General features: G+C 47.0%; 20 protein-coding genes and 1 tRNA gene. 12 read left to right on the forward strand and 9 right to left on the reverse strand.

Annotation, left to right across the window (positions count from 1 at the left end; genetic code table 11):
- Positions 1-7: 7 nt before the first annotated feature.
- The 3 genes from UCH007_RS01720 to UCH007_RS01730 form a co-directional block, all read right to left on the reverse strand.
- Positions 8-247, reverse strand: a complete 240-nt coding sequence (locus tag UCH007_RS01720; protein ID WP_023651957.1) for a hypothetical protein — start codon at positions 245-247, stop codon at positions 8-10.
- 81 nt (positions 248-328) lie between these two features.
- Positions 329-1,138, reverse strand: a complete 810-nt coding sequence (locus UCH007_RS01725; RefSeq protein ID WP_046960899.1) for a potassium channel family protein — start codon at positions 1,136-1,138, stop codon at positions 329-331.
- The gene (locus UCH007_RS01730) at positions 1,125-2,381 is read right to left on the reverse strand and encodes a CCA tRNA nucleotidyltransferase (protein WP_046960900.1); all 1,257 of its coding nucleotides are present in this window, start codon (positions 2,379-2,381) and stop codon (positions 1,125-1,127) included. The genes UCH007_RS01725 and UCH007_RS01730 overlap by 14 nt, the downstream gene beginning before the upstream one ends.
- A gap of 80 nt (positions 2,382-2,461) precedes the next feature.
- On the opposite strand from UCH007_RS01730, the gene UCH007_RS01735 reads away from it, so the two are divergent.
- From UCH007_RS01735 to UCH007_RS01755, 5 genes are all read left to right on the forward strand, one after another.
- Positions 2,462-3,379, forward strand: a complete 918-nt coding sequence (locus tag UCH007_RS01735) for an ABC transporter ATP-binding protein (protein ID WP_046960901.1) — start codon at positions 2,462-2,464, stop codon at positions 3,377-3,379.
- Positions 3,376-4,143, forward strand: coding sequence for an ABC transporter permease (locus UCH007_RS01740; protein ID WP_012881685.1), 768 nt, complete (start codon positions 3,376-3,378; stop codon positions 4,141-4,143). Before UCH007_RS01735 ends, UCH007_RS01740 begins: the two co-directional genes overlap by 4 nt.
- Before the next feature lie 48 nt (positions 4,144-4,191).
- Positions 4,192-4,743 carry an AAA family ATPase gene (locus UCH007_RS01745; RefSeq protein ID WP_046960902.1) on the forward strand — a complete coding sequence of 184 codons (552 nt, stop codon included), beginning with the start codon at positions 4,192-4,194 and terminating at the stop codon, positions 4,741-4,743.
- The gene (locus UCH007_RS01750) at positions 4,740-5,213 is read left to right on the forward strand and encodes a deoxycytidylate deaminase (protein ID WP_010936191.1); all 474 of its coding nucleotides are present in this window, start codon (positions 4,740-4,742) and stop codon (positions 5,211-5,213) included. The genes UCH007_RS01745 and UCH007_RS01750 overlap by 4 nt, the downstream gene beginning before the upstream one ends.
- Before the next feature lie 87 nt (positions 5,214-5,300).
- A complete protein-coding gene (locus UCH007_RS01755; RefSeq protein ID WP_046960903.1) occupies positions 5,301-6,206 on the forward strand; it encodes a diacylglycerol/lipid kinase family protein in 906 nt (301 codons plus the stop codon).
- A gap of 66 nt (positions 6,207-6,272) precedes the next feature.
- Here the strand turns inward: UCH007_RS01755 and UCH007_RS01760 are convergent, their stop codons facing one another.
- The gene (locus UCH007_RS01760; RefSeq protein WP_023651965.1) at positions 6,273-6,785 is read right to left on the reverse strand and encodes a deoxyuridine 5'-triphosphate nucleotidohydrolase; all 513 of its coding nucleotides are present in this window, start codon (positions 6,783-6,785) and stop codon (positions 6,273-6,275) included.
- A 213-nt stretch (positions 6,786-6,998) separates the two neighbouring features.
- Here UCH007_RS01760 and UCH007_RS01765 point away from each other — a divergent pair, with 213 nt between their 5' ends.
- Entirely contained in the window at positions 6,999-7,286 is a 288-nt protein-coding gene (locus UCH007_RS01765) for a zinc-ribbon domain containing protein (protein WP_023651966.1), read from the forward strand.
- Positions 7,287-7,370: 84 nt separating this feature from the next.
- Here the strand turns inward: UCH007_RS01765 and UCH007_RS01770 are convergent, their stop codons facing one another.
- The 4 genes from UCH007_RS01770 to UCH007_RS01785 form a co-directional block, all read right to left on the reverse strand.
- Complete coding sequence (locus tag UCH007_RS01770; RefSeq protein WP_041917641.1) at positions 7,371-8,132, reverse strand: amino acid ABC transporter ATP-binding protein; 762 nt, start codon at positions 8,130-8,132, stop codon at positions 7,371-7,373.
- Entirely contained in the window at positions 8,132-8,953 is an 822-nt protein-coding gene (locus tag UCH007_RS01775) for an amino acid ABC transporter permease (protein WP_046960904.1), read from the reverse strand. Before UCH007_RS01775 ends, UCH007_RS01770 begins: the two co-directional genes overlap by 1 nt.
- A gap of 53 nt (positions 8,954-9,006) precedes the next feature.
- A complete protein-coding gene (locus tag UCH007_RS01780) occupies positions 9,007-9,789 on the reverse strand; it encodes a basic amino acid ABC transporter substrate-binding protein (RefSeq protein WP_023651969.1) in 783 nt (260 codons plus the stop codon).
- 200 nt (positions 9,790-9,989) lie between these two features.
- On the reverse strand, positions 9,990-10,829 hold the full coding sequence (locus tag UCH007_RS01785; RefSeq protein WP_046960905.1) for a DegV family protein: 840 nt from the start codon (positions 10,827-10,829) through the stop codon (positions 9,990-9,992).
- Between the two features lie 273 nt (positions 10,830-11,102).
- Here UCH007_RS01785 and UCH007_RS07885 point away from each other — a divergent pair, with 273 nt between their 5' ends.
- Complete coding sequence (locus UCH007_RS07885; protein ID WP_023651971.1) at positions 11,103-11,231, forward strand: hypothetical protein; 129 nt, start codon at positions 11,103-11,105, stop codon at positions 11,229-11,231.
- Here the strand turns inward: UCH007_RS07885 and UCH007_RS01790 are convergent.
- Positions 11,216-11,290, reverse strand: a tRNA-Met gene (locus UCH007_RS01790). The genes UCH007_RS07885 and UCH007_RS01790 overlap by 16 nt on opposite strands.
- A 241-nt stretch (positions 11,291-11,531) precedes the next feature.
- Here UCH007_RS01790 and UCH007_RS01795 point away from each other — a divergent pair.
- From UCH007_RS01795 to UCH007_RS01815, 5 genes are read left to right on the forward strand one after another with little or no spacing between them, the layout of a single operon-like run.
- Positions 11,532-12,482, forward strand: coding sequence for a magnesium transporter CorA family protein (locus UCH007_RS01795; RefSeq protein ID WP_023651972.1), 951 nt, complete (start codon positions 11,532-11,534; stop codon positions 12,480-12,482).
- A 21-nt stretch (positions 12,483-12,503) separates the two neighbouring features.
- Positions 12,504-13,163, forward strand: a complete 660-nt coding sequence (locus UCH007_RS01800; protein ID WP_046960906.1) for a queuosine precursor transporter — start codon at positions 12,504-12,506, stop codon at positions 13,161-13,163.
- Between the two features lie 20 nt (positions 13,164-13,183).
- Positions 13,184-13,960 (forward strand): MBL fold metallo-hydrolase, encoded by a 777-nt coding sequence (locus tag UCH007_RS01805; protein WP_023651974.1) that lies wholly within the window; start codon positions 13,184-13,186, stop codon positions 13,958-13,960.
- Between the two features lie 2 nt (positions 13,961-13,962).
- Positions 13,963-14,466 carry a Mut7-C RNAse domain-containing protein gene (locus tag UCH007_RS01810; RefSeq protein ID WP_046960907.1) on the forward strand — a complete coding sequence of 168 codons (504 nt, stop codon included), beginning with the start codon at positions 13,963-13,965 and terminating at the stop codon, positions 14,464-14,466.
- A 36-nt stretch (positions 14,467-14,502) separates the two neighbouring features.
- Positions 14,503-16,041 (forward strand): bifunctional ADP-dependent NAD(P)H-hydrate dehydratase/NAD(P)H-hydrate epimerase, encoded by a 1,539-nt coding sequence (locus UCH007_RS01815; RefSeq protein ID WP_046960908.1) that lies wholly within the window; start codon positions 14,503-14,505, stop codon positions 16,039-16,041.
- The last annotated feature ends 1 nt before the right edge of the window (position 16,042 follow it).

Consider the following 16,042-nt stretch of genomic DNA (forward strand, 5'->3'; position numbering starts at 1 on the left):
GCCGAGTCTAAGTAAGAAAAATGTCTTCCGGTTTGGCTGCAAACTCTTTCCCGCAGGTGGTGCAGCAGAAAAGCACTCTCTCTACTACGTTATCCTTGCGGTCAATACGGGATAAGGTTCCGTCTCCGCCATCCTTAGGGCAGGTAGCACAAAGTATATATCTAAAACCAGTTTCAGGGTCACGGGTGGAAACCATGCCTTGTGACAGGAGTTTATTGGTTAGCGCCAGGTCTTTTTTTATTTGCAATGTCAGCTCCGTTTTTTTTTTCAAACCAGTATATACCCATAACGCCTGTGAAGATATTATTTTAAAGATTAGTTTTAAGGTTCAGTATTTTGGCATATTCTGACCGCATACGGGACAGGCATGTTCATGTGTTTCCTTTTTCTTGCGGAATTCTTCCAGCAGTCCGGCAGACAAAATGGCGGTTGGTAAAGCAAAAGTAGCCAGTCCGAGTATGGATATAATACTGGCTAGAAATTTTCCCAATGAGGTAATGGGGTAAATATCGCCGTAACCCACGGTAGTCATGGTCATAACAGACCACCACATAGCATCGGGTATATTTTTGAAAACATCCGGCTGGGCGGGGTTTTCCACAAAGTACATAAGGCTGGAAGTGACGATAATGAGCAGCAGGATAATGGCAAAAGATATTATCAGGGCTTCTTTGCGTTCGCGGAGTACGTTTAGAATCATGCGTGAAGTTTCGTTAAAGCGTTTTAAGTGCCCCAAACGGAATAACCTTAAAAGCCGCAGGGATCTCAGGAAACGCAAATCTATGTGTATAAGGAATGGCAGGTAGAAGGGCAGTATAGAGAGCAAATCCATCAGTGCCAGAGGAGAAACCGCAAAGCGTATCCGTCCGCTAAAAGAGTGGGAATATTTAGGCTCGACAGTACAGCTCCACACCCGCAAAATATATTCCAGGCTGAATATCGCTACTGAAAATATCTCAAAGCTGTGAAGAAGGGTATGATAATCCCGTGCAATACTGTCTACCGAACCAAGTATGACTGCCAGTACGTTTAAACAGATAAGGCTGATAATAAACCAGCTGACAAACTTGCGTGACGGGCTGTCAAAACCAAAAGTCAGCAGGTCATGAACACTTTTCATGGGATTATGTTTGGTCATCGGCCAGTCTCCGTTTTACATAATCTATTTCATCTATCCGGCTGGAAACCTTGCCGTCCAGTTTGAGATTCAGCAGTTCGGCAAGTATAGTTTTAATATTAGGGCCGGGTGCAAATCCCAGTGCAATTAGATCAGCCCCTTTTAAATACGGTTTTACGGCGGACAGTCTTTCGTGGAAAAGCAACAGGTTTTTTCTGACCAGCGGGTTGTCTGCAGAAACATAAAATGCCTGAAATGCTTCTTTCGTACACTTTGCCAGCAGACTGTACAGACGGCTGGGGCTAAGTGCGGCCATATCCAGTTCCTCCCGATGTTCTGCCAGATACTGGCAATCCTTCAGGCAGGCGGATAGGTGTTTGCCAAGATGCAGGCGGGTTATCAAGGAGTCTGCCTGAGGGCTGTCCATGCGTGCAGTGAGCAGGCAAAGGTATATTTCAGGAGACACGTTTTCTCCATATATTTCTCTGGCCTCGGTGAATTTGTCTGCCAGCCATTTGTCAGCCTTTGCAAACGGCAGGCTGTTTCTCAAAACACCCGTTTCTTCTGCCTTAAGCAGTATATTTTCCGGTTTGGCTTCCTTAAAAACACATTCAATCTCGTACCATAATCTGTCAGCACCTATCAGAGGTATCAGGTGTGCATCACGCAGAAGCAGGGGCAAGGTATCACCTGAAATACTAAAACCAAGGCGCTCCGAATAACGCAAAGCCCTCCAGATGCGGCTGGGGTCATCTTGGAAGCTCTTCGGGTGGAGTACGCTAAGTTTGCCCTGTTTCAGGTCTGTAAGCCCGTTGTAGGGGTCTGCAAGGTGGCCGAAATCTTGAGGGCTCAGGCTTATGGCCATAGCATTTATTTTAAAGTCGCGGCGAAATAAATCTGCCCTAATATCGCCTTCAAGCACTTCCGGCAGTTTACCCGGTACAGGGTAAATTTCGCTTCGGGCGGATGTAATATCCAGCTTGAATCCGTTTATATCTGCCGAAAGGTTATTAAAGCGGTGGTGCAGGGTGACTTTGTATGGAGTTTTCTCAAAAAGTTTTTGCCCGAACAAGATAGCGTTTGCGGTCAGAACCAGATCTGCATCTTTCGGGGTTTTGTCCAGCAGAAAGTCCCTTACCATACCTCCCGCCAGGTAAAGGTACAGGTTTTGACTGGCTGCCCGTTCAGCCGCATGCAGAATGAGCCGGTTTATTTCCGGCGGCAAGCGGTTTTTTAAAAAACTTCTTAGCTTTTCCGCATTCATTTAAAGCCAATTATAGCACAGCTTTCTGTCTGATTTTATTGCCGAGATGGGCAGTTACTGGTATCATTTTAAGTAATTTTATGAATACTTATGCTATAAAGGTTTCTAACCTAGTCAAAAAATACAAAGACTGCACCGCTCTGGACGGATTGAGTCTGGAAATAAAGCAGGGTGAGTGTTTTGGGCTTTTAGGACCAAATGGAGCTGGCAAAACCACTCTGGTGCGTATACTGACTTCACTTGCTCCATCAGATTCGGGTACAGTGGAGGTGATGGGGCTTGACCTTGCCCATCATCTCAGGCAGATAAAGGCTATGTTTGGGGTGATACCCCAGCTGGACAATCTGGATTCTGAACTTTCGGTAACCGAAAATCTGGTTACTTTTGCCCGTTTTTTTGACATAAAACCGGCTGATGCCCGTCGAAGAGCCTCTGAGATACTGCATCTTTTTAAATTGGAACAAAAGGCTAATTCCGAGGTGAAGGCCCTTTCGGGTGGTATGCGGCGGCGTTTGCTGCTGGCCAGAGGGCTTATGAATAACCCCAGCATTATTATCCTGGACGAACCTTCAGTTGGCCTTGACCCCCAGTCCAAGTATCTTGTCTGGCAGAAACTGAAGGAATTTAAAGCCTGCGGCATAACTCAGTTGCTTACCACCCAGAATATGGACGAAGCGGCAGTGCTGTGTGACCGGATAGCCATAATGCATCAGGGCAAAGTGCTGGATATGGACACTCCCAAAGGGCTGGTGGACAGGCATGTAGGCCAGTGCCTTATAGAGATAGAGGTGCGTCAGGGCGAGCACGAAGCGATAACAGCTGAGTGTATGCGGCGCGGGCTGGATTTTGAAGATTCCGGACTGATTATACAGGTATTCCGCTGTGGCAAAGATAACTTGCTTGACGAACTTAAGGCATTTGGCTGGAATGTGTGGCAGCGGATAGGCACTCTGGAAGATGTATTTTTACGTCTGACCGGAAAGGGGCTGGTGGAATGAACTGGCCTACTTACCGTGCTTTTTATATGTGGCTTCGGAACTACAACGTCTTTATCCGTTTGTTCTGGTCTATTGCGCCGGGGTTTGTTATTGAACCGGTAGTGCTTCTGGTAGCACTTGGTTTCGGCTTCGGGTCATTTATAGGGGATATAAACGGCCAGCCTTATATGGAATTTATCATACCGGGTGTTATTGCCAGCTATGCCATGACCAGCGCTACCTTTGAGTGTACCTATAACGTCTTTTTCCGCATGGACTTCCGAAAAACCTATGACTCCATACTGGCTACCCCTATGAATATAAGTGACGTGGTAACCGGGGAAGTTTTGTGGGGAGCTACCCGCTCCATCATAACAGCTTGCATTATCCTGCTGGTGGCGGCCCTGTTTGGTGTTATCCATTCGCCGCTGGCTCTGCTGGCACCTGTTTTTGCGGTGCTGGAAGGCATCATGTTTGCCAGTATGGGTGTTTTCTTTGCTTCTATAGTCCCCTCTGTTTACAGTTTTAATTATTATTTTACCCTGTTTATCGGCCCGATGACTTTTTTCAGCGGGGCTTTTTTCCCGGTCTCCAGCTTTCCGGAGACGGTTCAGGTTATTTCAAATATTGTGCCTCTTACCCCGGCGGTCAGCCTTATACGGGGGGCGGTCAGTGGTGACTTTGCGGGGGTAAATGTGGTAATCTCGTTGCTGGCGGTTATCGGGGTGTCAGCCGCCTTTTATATAGCTACCCTGTTCAGCATGAAACGCCGGGTTATGGAATAACCCTTTAAATAGTCTGGGGTTTTTGGATAATATACAAAGGAGCGGGAGATGAAGGTAATTGCCCTGGTGGGCATGCCGGGGGCGGGTAAGACCGAAGCCTCGCGTATGTTCAGTAAAAACGGTTTTATAAGGATACGTTTCGGAGATATCACTGATGAGAAACTTCGGGAGCTTGGGCTGCCCCTGAACGAAGAGAACGAACGCAAGGTGCGGGAATCACTCCGCAAGCAGTACGGCATGGAGGCTTATGCGGTGCTGAACCTTAGCCGTATTGATGAAAACCTGAAGAAAGACAACGTGGTGGTAGACGGGCTGTATTCGTGGGAGGAGTACAAGTTTCTAAAAAGCTACTATAAAGAACAACTTGTTGTGGTCGCTATTTCTTCTGCCCCCGCTACCCGTTACTCCCGTTTGTGTGAAAGGGCAGACCGCCCGTTGAACTATGATAATGCCGTTTCCCGTGATTACTCCGAGATAGAAAATATAAACAAAGCCGGGCCGATTGTCATGGCGGATATTACGCTTCTTAATGAACTGGATTTGAAAGATATGGAAAAACAGGTAAAGAAGCTTAGCCTTGAACTGCGGGCAGACGAATGAGCCGCCCGAATGCAGACGAATACTTTCTTAAAATAGCGGCGGTGGTTGCCGAACGTTCTACCTGTGTCCGTCATCATGTCGGGGCGGTAGCTGTAAAGGATAAACATATTCTCTCCACCGGTTATAACGGTGCGCCGGCCGGTCTGACAGACTGTCTGGAACTGGGCTGCCTGCGTAATCAGAACGGCATACCATCTGGTACCCGGCATGAGATTTGCCGGGCAGTCCATGCCGAACAGAATGTTATTATCCAGGCGGCTTTGCACGGCACCAGTCTGGAAGGGGCAACAGTGTATGCCACCCATACTCCCTGTGTGCTGTGTGCTAAAATGCTGACTAATGCCCGTATCAAACGCTACGTAAGCTATGGTAAATACGCAGATGATTCATTTATAGATATGTTCAAACAGGCGGGGATAGAGGTAGTTATCAAAGACCGTCCCCCCGGCATAGTGGAATATCTGGACTAAAAAGTATAAAAAATGGTCAAAATTTCGGAATAGTAAAACCTTTATCGCAGTGTTACAATTAATATATACCAATGTGAGTTAAAATATTTGGTAGCAAAAGTAATAGTTAACCCGGTGGCGGGGGCAAAGTCCACCGAACAAAAATGGCCGCATATCAGCAGGCTTATGCGTGATATGGGCTTTTCTTATGATTTCCAGTATACCGAAAGCCAAGGGCATGCTATTGAGATTGCCCGTAATGCCGCTTTAAATGGCTACCCCTATCTGGTAGCAGTGGGCGGTGACGGCACTATTAACGAAGTAGTTAACGGTATTCTTACCGCCAGCCATGACCAAAAAACCCTGATGGGAGTGGTGGATACCGGCACCGGCAATGATTTTGTACGTTCGCTGGGTCTTGACGGTAATTATCTGCATTCCTGCCAGCACTTGCTTAGCTCCAAGCACACTCTGGTTGATGCCGGTCTGGTAACATTTCAAAAAGAGGGCCGTCAGGTCAGCCGCTTCTTTGTAAACGGGGCAGGGGTAGGGTTTGATGCCGAAGTGGCAGCCGCAACCGAACATATGCCCAAAGCTCTGGGTGGAACTATTCCTTTTGTAATGGCTCTGGCTAAGACTCTGCTTGGATACCGCAATAAGACTATAGATATAGGGCTGGATAAGTATAACTATACCCGCCGTGTTTTAAGTGTGATTGTAGCCAACGGCAGTTATTTTGGCGGCGGTATGAAGATAGCCCCATCCGCCCTTATTACCGACAGCCGTTTCGATGTAATAACCTTGGGTGACGTAAACAAACTGGAAATCCTGCAAACTTTCCCCAAAATCTACAAGGGTACTCATATAACACACCCCAAAGTGAAAACCGAACACGCCCGTTTTGTGAGTATTAGTTCTGAAGAGGAGCTGTATCTTCAGGCAGATGGGGAGCTTTTAGGTAACACCCCGGCAACCTTTGAGGTCTTACCTCAAGCACTCACCATGGTTTTCTAAATTTACCCCTGCGGTTTTTCTCTTTCACTAAAAACCGGGGACTATCTGTCTTGTTCTCTGTTTATTCTAGCTTTTATTTTCGTTCTGATAAATGCCGCAGTAGCCGCCGGTTTCGGCATTCAGCTTGAAAAATACCAGCTGAATCAGGCGGGTATTCCGTTCCAGTATCAGCCCTGCTGGATTATAGACTACCAGCAAAGACTCACTTCGGCCGGAATAGCCGGCATCCCATACAGCGGTGTTGACAGTACACCCGCTGCGTAAAAGTGACGAGCGGGGAGTGGCCAGCGCCATAACATCTTTGGGTATGTTGACTATCTCGTTGTAGACTACGGAATAAATACCTGGCATTAGCTTTATCTGGTTATTACAGTCAAACTCAAGCGGGTTATTTGAGGGCAGTTTACGGCGGGCATTGTCCGTGGGCAATACCCCTTCGCCTTCCAAACTGCGTACCTGTTTCAAGCTCAAATCAAATCCGTTTGGCTGGAGCTGGTTTTCCAGATCAGGGTAACCTTCCAGAAGTGGTTTAGCGGACTTTATGAGGCGGAGTATTTCTTCTTTGGCTAGAGCCGACATTGGCGTTTCTCCCGCATATTATTTAAGTGAATTTAACACAATACAGGCGCTTCGGCAAATTTATTTTGGCGTTAACATAAAAAAGCACTTGACACTGCGCTATTATTTATTGTATACGTATTAAAGCTAGCTTGGTTCCGAGGCGGTTAATTGGGAATCTGTGTCCAAAGACTGCGCTGGAAACAAAGCAATTTATATCAAGGAGGTGCAGTCATGGCACAGGACAAAACTTTGGTCTGTCGTGATTGTGGCAATGAGTTCATTTTTACCGCCGGTGAGCAGGAATTTTATGCTTCCCGCGGTTTAAAAAATGAACCCAAACGCTGTCCCGCATGTCGTTCCGCTCGCCGCTCTGAAAACAGGGCTGAAGGTGGCGAAAGAAGGACATATGAAGTGGTGTGTGCCGCGTGTGGCGTTCAGACCACTGTTCCTTTTGAGCCTACTGAGGGCCGCCCGGTTTATTGCAAGGACTGTTACGCTAAAACAAAAGAAAGCGAATAGTTCCTCTTTTTATCCAGGGAAAATTAGATACAGACTCATGCTTTAAGGGTTTCCTTGTGAGTATGGGTTTGTATTATTTTGTAGCTAAGAGTTATGCAGGATTTTAGACAGAAAGAGTTTGGTTCTTTCATGTTTGGGGTTAGTAAAGAACTCATCCGGTGAAGCGCTTTCCACTATCAGTCCTTCGTCCATGAATATTACTCTGTCAGCCGCCGCTCTGGCAAAGCCCATTTCGTGAGATACAACTACCATTGTCATGCCCTCTTTGGCCAGAGCAGTCATCACATCCAGCACTTCTTTTATCATCTCGGGGTCAAGTGCGGAAGTCGGTTCATCAAAGAGCATTATCTGGGGGTTCATGGCTAAGGCTCTGGCTATAGCTACCCGCTGTTGCTGTCCGCCTGAAAGCTGAACGGGGAAGGCATGAGCCTTGTCCGGTATACCCACCTTTTTAAGCAGGTCTGCCGCAATTTCAGCCGCTTCCTCTTTGGTGCGTTTTCTCACCTGGCACTGGGCAAGAGTGATATTATCAATGACTTTCAGGTGGGCAAAGAGGTTGAATGATTGAAAAACCATGCCTACCTCACGGCGGACATGATTGATATTTTCAGTGCTGTCAAGGGTAATGCCGTCTACGGTTATTCTACCGGAATCATATTCTTCCAGCCGGTTTATGCATCTCAGCAGGGTAGATTTGCCCGAACCGGAAGGACCGATAATCACCACTACTTCGCCCCGGTTAACATCAAGGCTGACTCCGCGCAGAGCCTGAACCCGCCCAAAATGCTTTTGGACGTTTTCGATCTTGATAATGGGTTTTTCAGCAGAAGTGTGTTTTTTATTCATTATCTTGAAAATGCAGTTTTCTTTTCTATGTAGTTTATCAGACGGCTGGATAGGAGCGTAAGTATCAGGTAGAGCAGGGCAATCATACTCCATACTTCAATAGGGTTGAAATTGGTGGCGGTAAATTCCCGCCCCAGCCTTACCATGTCAGCTACGGCTACGGTGGATACCAGTGAAGTGTCCTTAAGAAGTGAAATAAATTCGTTGCCCATGGGTGGCAGGACTACTCTCAGTGCCTGAGGCAGTATTACAAATCTCATTGCTTGAGTATGACTCATGCCAAGGCTGCGGGCAGCTTCCATTTGTCCTTTGGGTATACTCTGGATACCTGCCCTGTAGATTTCGCTCATATATGCGCCGTAGCAGAAGGTCATACCCCAGATAGCCATAACAATGGGGTTTGCCTGATAATTCATCATAGGGCCGAAATTAAGACCTTGTCCTATACTCTGGATTATGACAGGGAAGGCGAAGTACCACCAGATAAGCTGCACCAGCAGGGGAATACCGCGTACTATTTCAACATAAAATGTAGCCAGTCCGCGCAGGATGGTGTTTTTGGATAAACGCCCTAAAGCGCCGAATAAACCGAAAATAAGCATCAGGAAATAGGATACAACTGCCACCAGAACTGTTATGCCGATACCTACCCAGACATACTTGAAGATATCCAGAAAGGGATCAGGTTTAAACAGCATAAGACCGCCGGCCAGAGCAAAAACCCCGGCTACCAACCACCACCAGGGATCCATCCGGTTTGAGGGTTCAGCCCCCGGTATCAGGTTTATTTTTTCAGGCGGCTTAATTTTGTCTTCTACCATTTCCTCATACAAGAGAGGGGGCTTTTAAAGCCCCCTCTCTATTTTTTACCTGATTACGGATTTAAATTCCACTTAGCTACCAGTTGGTCAAAGGTGCCGTCGGCTATGACGGCTGCCAGACCTTGGTTGATCCTGGCCAGAATCTCTGTTTGGCCTTTAGCTACTGAGATGCCGTAGTATTCGTCAGTGAAAGCAGTGCCCACTTTCTTGATTTTGTCAGGGTTGGCATTTACATAATCTATGGCAACGGGGGTATCACAGATAACGGCGTCAATCTGGCCATTCATAAGGTCCTGGAAAGCCAGGCCGATTTCATCATACGATTTAACAGTAGCGCCCTCTATTTTCTGAGCTTCTATAAATCCGGTGGTTCCGGTCTGGGCTGCAACCTTTTTACCGGTGAGGTCGTTATGGCTCAGGATAGTGGTGTTGTTTTTCTGTACGCAGACCATCTGGCCGGCATTGAAATAGGGGTCTGAAAAGAGCCATTTTTCGAGACGGTCAGGGAGAATGGTGATTGAGGAAATAGCTACTTTATACTGACCGGTAGCCATACCTGCCAGCAAAGCGTCCCAGGCTACGTTTTGGAAGGTGACTTCCAGATTGGCCTTTTCGGCAATAGCTTTCATCAGGTCTATATCAAAACCCTCTATCGCATGAGTCTGTTCATTAACATACTCAAAAGGAGCCCAAGTGGCATCGGTTACTACAGTAACCTGTATTTTTGTGGTGCTGTTATCAGTATTGTCGGTGTCATCATTAGAGCTTTGGCAGCCAGAAAACAGCAATGCGCTGGACAGGAGCAGGGACATAAGGATAGTACTTAAGCGCTTCATCTTTCCTCCTAGATTTATTAAAGCTAAATTAAAGCCTTACAAAAAGATGCAGATTAAAAAGATTGCGAAGAAAGTCTACAATATTTAGGGCCATGTGTCCATGTTTTTTAGGGTTTGTGTTGAAAAATAATGCCCGGCCGGAGGTTATTTATAGCTGAAAACTTCCCAGCCGGGCATTTATTATTAAGTTTTGCCAGCGGCTATTTTGAGCGGGTAGCTACGAAAAGAGTACCGGGGCCGGCATGTACGCCCAGAGCGGCTCCCAATCTGGATATTACTATCTGTTTACGCGGGAAAAACTCTGCCAGGCGGTCTGCCATGGCAACTGCCTCATCAGGGGTGGTTGTATAAACTACAGATAAAGCGGCAAGGTTTTTCACCCCGGCTGTAAATTCAGTAAGCTTTTCCATGCCTTTGCTTCGGCTTCGTACTTGTCCGGCAGGCAAAAGCTCGCCTTGGCCCACAACCAATACCGGTTTCACCGAAAGTAAGGACCCCAGTAAGGCTTTGGATTTACCTATACGCCCGCCCAGTGCCAGATATTTAAGCGTATCAAAGAAGCCCATCATCTGGACTTTTTCTACTGCACTGCGTACTGTATCGGCTACTTCCTTCACGTTCTTGCCGGAAGACGCCGCTTCTGCACCTAGCAAACCTAGTAATCCCAAGCCCATGGAAACCGAACGGGAATCTATAACCTCTATAGGGGGGGCATCATTGCCCAGCAGTTTTCTTGCCTGAATAGCGGAGTCGTATGTGCCGGAAAGCTTGGAAGAAATATGTATGGAGACAATGCCGTCACAGTCGGGTGCCAGTTTCTGGTATACATCTATAAAATCCTGAGGGGAGGGTTGCGAAGTATTGGGATGGATAGATTCGGTCTGGAGTTTTTCGAAGAACTGGTCCTGAGTTATTTCCACACCGTCTTTCAAGGCTTTTTCGCCGAAGCGTACATAAAGGGGGACGATGGTTATTCCCAGAGATTTTGCCAGTTGAGGGGGTATATCTGCGGTGCTGTCTGTAACAATCTTGATTGTCATATAAATCTCCCTCCTATAATTACAATAATAGTTTGGTATATTCCGGAAAATCCCCGGGGAATGTACCCGCCTTAGCCCACCTGACCTCCTTGGGCGTGGTGAGTGCATACATTTAGCAGCTGTAATGCAGAAGCAAATTTTATAATGTTTATAGTTTCTTATAAAATATAAAAAAAGTCAAATTTAGATACAATCAGGCACTGGGGCGGGTTTTTAAAAAACACAGAAGCTTGAACGATATATGAGGATTAAGAAAAATGGCTGCAATATGTGATGGCGGAAATATACCAAGATGAAAATATCAGTCCGGATGCCGGAATAAAAGAGTATAAAAAGAATATGGCTGTTAACTGGCAGAATTGCAGTAAATACGGGGAGAAAATAATTGGTGGCAGCGGGTAGATTTGAACTACCGACCAAGGGCTTATGAGTCCCCTGCTCTGCCACTGAGCTACGCTGCCACTAAAGACGTATTGTAAAATCTGCAAGGAGGGTTTGTCAAATCTCCCCATATACGGGATTATAGTGCGGCATGAAACACCGGTAAAGGTATCCAAGGGTATTTGCGGCTAAAATTCGGAAAGTATGCAAGCTGGAAAGGTATAGGGCTTTTAAAAAGGGTTAAAAAGTGTTAGATTTTGGTGTTGTTTTAGCGTTTTATGCTAAAATAGCTGCATTGAGAATAAACTTTGGGGGCGTACCATGGCGCTGACTCAAGTTAAAAATAATACTTCAAATATAGAATCCATTACTTTCGGTAACCTTACCTGGATAAATATTGAAAATCCCCAGGGGGTTGATACCGAATATCTGGCGGCTAATTATCCTTTCCATCCCCTTGACCTTGATGATGTACTGTCACGCCGCCAGCGCCCCAAGATTGACGAATACAAAGATTATCTTTTCTTTGTGCTTCATTTCCCGTTTTACAATAAAGAATTGCGAACTACCGTGCCGGCCCAGCTTTCGGTATTTATCGGGGAAAATTATCTTATTACACTGCATACTGGCAATCTGAAACCGCTGGTCAAGCTTTACCGCGAAATGGAGCTGGAAGAAGATGCCCGCCCCGAATATTTCAACCACGGCTCAGGCTTTTTAATGTACCGTATTGTTGACAGGTTGGTAGACTATTGTCTGCCTATTACCGTAAAGCTGCTGGACAACCTGGAAGAAGTGGAAGATGACATTTTTGCAGGTTCCAACAGTGACCTTAATATTGTTAAAGATATTGCCCTGCTCAGACGGGATATCATTGCCACCCGCCGGATTATCTGGCCGATGAGGGCTGTTATCGGCTGTCTGGAAAACAAGCTCAGAAAATTTATAAATCAGGATATGTCTGTTTATTTTGGAGATATGACAGACCACATGGACAAAGTGTGGGATACTCTGGATGAAACTAAAGAGGTTATAGAAGGCCTAAGCTCCACCTTTGACTCCATGTCTTCCCACCGGACTAACCGTGCTATGCGTATTTTGACCATTGTGGCTACGATTTTACTGCCGTTTACCATGGTAGCCAGCATCTTCGGCATGAATATCCCCCTGCCTTTTCAAAACTCGGAGAATGCCATTTATTTTGTGGCGGTTATAACAGCTATTATCGTAAGTTTAATGCTGTACATGTTCCGCCGTGTCCGCCTTATCTAATTCTGCCGGAGAAAAATTGTTATGAATGTTTCCAGCCGTCTGCTTATTGTCAGTGGTTTATATATTACCTGCCTTATCACCGCTAATCTTATAGCGGTGAAAATTATTGCACTGGGAGATGTGTTTTTACCGGCGGCGGTGATAGTCTTTCCGTTCAGCTATATCTTCGGAGATGTTCTGACCGAGGTTTACGGTTTCCATTGGGCAAGGCGGATTATCTGGCTGGGATTTATCTGCAACCTTATTTTTGTGGTTTTTGTGGTACTGGGTCAGGTATTGCCGGGTGCGCCTTTCTGGGAAGGGCAGGCAGCCTATGAGACTATACTCGGTTATACTCCGCGGATTTTGCTGGCATCTTTCATGGGGTATCTGGTAGGTGAGTTTGTAAACTCATTCATCATGGCCAAGCTGAAGCTGCGCACCAAGGGGCGTTACTTATGGCTGCGTACTATCGGCTCTACTCTGGCGGGACAGGGGCTGGATACTTCCATATTTATTCTGGTGGCTTTTCTGGGTACGCCGGCATTTGTGCCGCTTATGATACTCTACCACTGGGGTTCAAAAGTGCTTATTGAAGCGGCGGCTACACCTCTGACTTACAAGCTGGTAAATTATCTGAAAAAAGCTGAAAACAGCGACCACTTTGATACAGCTACCAATTTCAGCCCTTTCAGGCTCTAGACAGCGGTTCAGGTACAAAAGTGGAAATAGTATTTTTAGGCGCTCACAACTGCGAAACCAAGACCACCCGCCCAAGTTGCCTTATGCTCTCCGGCGGGGTGGTGCTGGATGCCGGTGCCATTACTTCAAGCCTGACACTGGAAGAATTATATAATCTTAAGGCGGTTATACTGAGCCATGCCCATTATGACCACATAAAAGATGTGCCGCTCTTGGCTATGAATTTGGCTTACGGGCTGAAAAGTGTGGATATTTACGGCAGTGAGGCGGTTCAGGAAGTGGTTACCAAACCGCCTTTTTCCGGCGGTTTCTACCCTGATTTTTTCACCCGCCCTCCATCTGCCCCGGCCTTGCGCTTTCATGAAATAACCCCCGGTCTGGAATTCAGCTGTGAAAACTACCAAATACTGCCTTTGTCTGTACCCCATTCCAGAGATACCACCGGTTTTCTGGTAAAGGACGCAGGCGGCCATTCGTTTTTCTATACCTCGGATACAGGAGCTGGCTTAGGGGATGTTTGGAAGCAGATTAGCCCTGAGCTGCTTATTATCGAGCTGACCATGCCGAATAAACTTACCGAGTTGGCTTTAAGCTCTAAACACCTGTCCCCTGCACTGCTGGAGACGGAGCTCAGACTTCTTCGGGAGATAAAAGGGTATCTGCCACGGATAGTTACTATTCACACCACACCTTTATTTGAAGCTGAAATTAAGACTGAAATACAGGCAGTTGCTGAAAGACTGCATACCGATATAGATATGGCCAGTGAGGGGCTGAAACTCCGGCTGGGAGAGTAGGTATGTTTGCTGCCTCTGAGTCTCCGCGATTTCTGGTTGACCAGAATGTGGGCAAGCTGGCTGTTTACCTGAGAATGCTGGGTTTTGACACCCGCCGTTTTGGCAGCGGGCCCGATAAGCAGCTTGTTTCTGAAGCTCTAAATGAGGGGCGGATAATACTTACCCGTGACCACCTGCTTGCGGAAAGGCGGCTGGTCAAAAAGGGTAGTTTGAAGGTCACGCTTTTTAAAACTGAAGTGGCAGAAGACCAACTCCGGCAGCTTTTATCGGATATGGTGTTTCGTTCATTTATTTGCCCTTTCAGCCGCTGCATAGAGTGCAATTACCCGCTTTATCCTGTTATGAAAGACACTCTGTCAGAGAGAGTGCCTCCATACGTTTACCAGAATCAGACTGAGTTCAAAGAGTGCCACCACTGCGGACGGGTTTTCTGGAAGGGAAGCCACTGGCAAGCCATGCAGGAATTATTAAGAAGAGTGGGTGTTGATAATAACACCTCTTGCTGATAAACTCGTCTTAGCCTTTGCGAAAGCCGGTAGAAAATGGAAATAACCACAAGCATACGGATGAGGCAAATAGAAGATGACTGTCAGAAACGGGGCATTAGCACCGAAACCCTGATGGAAAATGCCGGCAGGGCGGTGGCGGTGTTTACCCGCCATCTGCTGGAACAGAAAAATGGCTCCCGTGTGCTGATACTTGCGGGTGCGGGCAATAACGGAGGTGACGGACTGGTTGCCGGACGTTATCTGCAGAGCTGGGGCGAGGATGTAAGCATATTTAAGCCCTTCAGGGACACCCAGAAAAATAAAACTATTTCAGATGGTTTAAAACTCCCTGAAAATATATTTACGGATTTAACAAAACTGGAAGAACGCCTGGCAGATGCCGATATTGTGATAGATGCTTTGCTGGGTACAGGCGCAAACCGTCCTTTGGAAGGTATATACAAGCAAGCCCTGCAAATGGCTGCCGCTGTCAAAAGTACCAGACCAGAAATGCAGGTGCTGGCCGTAGATTTACCTTCTGGTTTGAATGCCGATACAGGGCAGGCGGATGCGGCTTGCCTGAAAGCAGATTTTACCCTTTCACTGGGCATTGCTAAGCAGGGTCTTTTTACCCACTGCGGGCTGGAGTTAAGCGGGGTGGTTTCGGTGGTGGATATCGGCATACCGCCCGGACTGACATCTGATATCCATACCCATTTGATTGAAAAAGATTGGGTAAGGGGTATTTTGCCTGTTCGTTCTGCTCATGCCAACAAGGGCAGTTTCGGCCGGGTGATGATTGTGGCGGGAAGTGAACGCTATATTGGGGCTGCTATGCTGGCCGGAAGCGCCGCCATGCGCATCGGTGCGGGCTTAGTTAATTTGGCGCTGCCGCAAAGTTTAACCGGGGTAGTGTCCGCCAAAATACCAGAAGCTATCTACCTGCCGTTGCCTGAAGTATCTTGCGGCATTCCCGATAGCTCTGCTTCACGTCTTATCCTGAGTGAACTGGGTAAATATGACGTACTTCTCATAGGGCCGGGCCTTGGGCAGAGCGCATATTCTGCCAGACTGGTTAGCGAAGTGCTTTCCAATCTGCCCGCAGGGATAAAGGTTGTCATAGATGCCGATGCTTTAAATATACTCGCCGCTATACCGGACTGGTGGCTTGAATATAAATTTGATGCTATACTCACCCCTCACCCGGGTGAAATGGGAAGGCTTACTAAGACTACTGCCGAATCTGTTCAGTCTGACCGTTTCGGTATTTGCCGTGAATCTGCCCGCAAGTGGGGCAAGACAATTATTCTGAAGGGTGCCGGGACAATTATTTCATCACCGCAGGGTGAAACCCTGTGTAATCCGGCGGCTAACCCTGTGTTGGCCTCGGCCGGTACGGGTGATGTACTTGCCGGAATAATAAGCGGTCTTCTCGGGCAGGGGTTGAATCTTTTTGAGGCGGCGGGTTTAAGTGTTAACCTGCACTCTGCTGCTGCGGAAGCACTGCGGAATGAGATGGGTGATGCCGGTGTACTGGCTTCGGATTTACTGTTAAAATTGCCTGTGATTATAAAAGAATTGAAACAAGGCTAGA

The organism is Dehalococcoides sp. UCH007, from assembly GCF_001010485.1.
GTDB classification, from domain to species: domain Bacteria; phylum Chloroflexota; class Dehalococcoidia; order Dehalococcoidales; family Dehalococcoidaceae; genus Dehalococcoides; species Dehalococcoides mccartyi_A.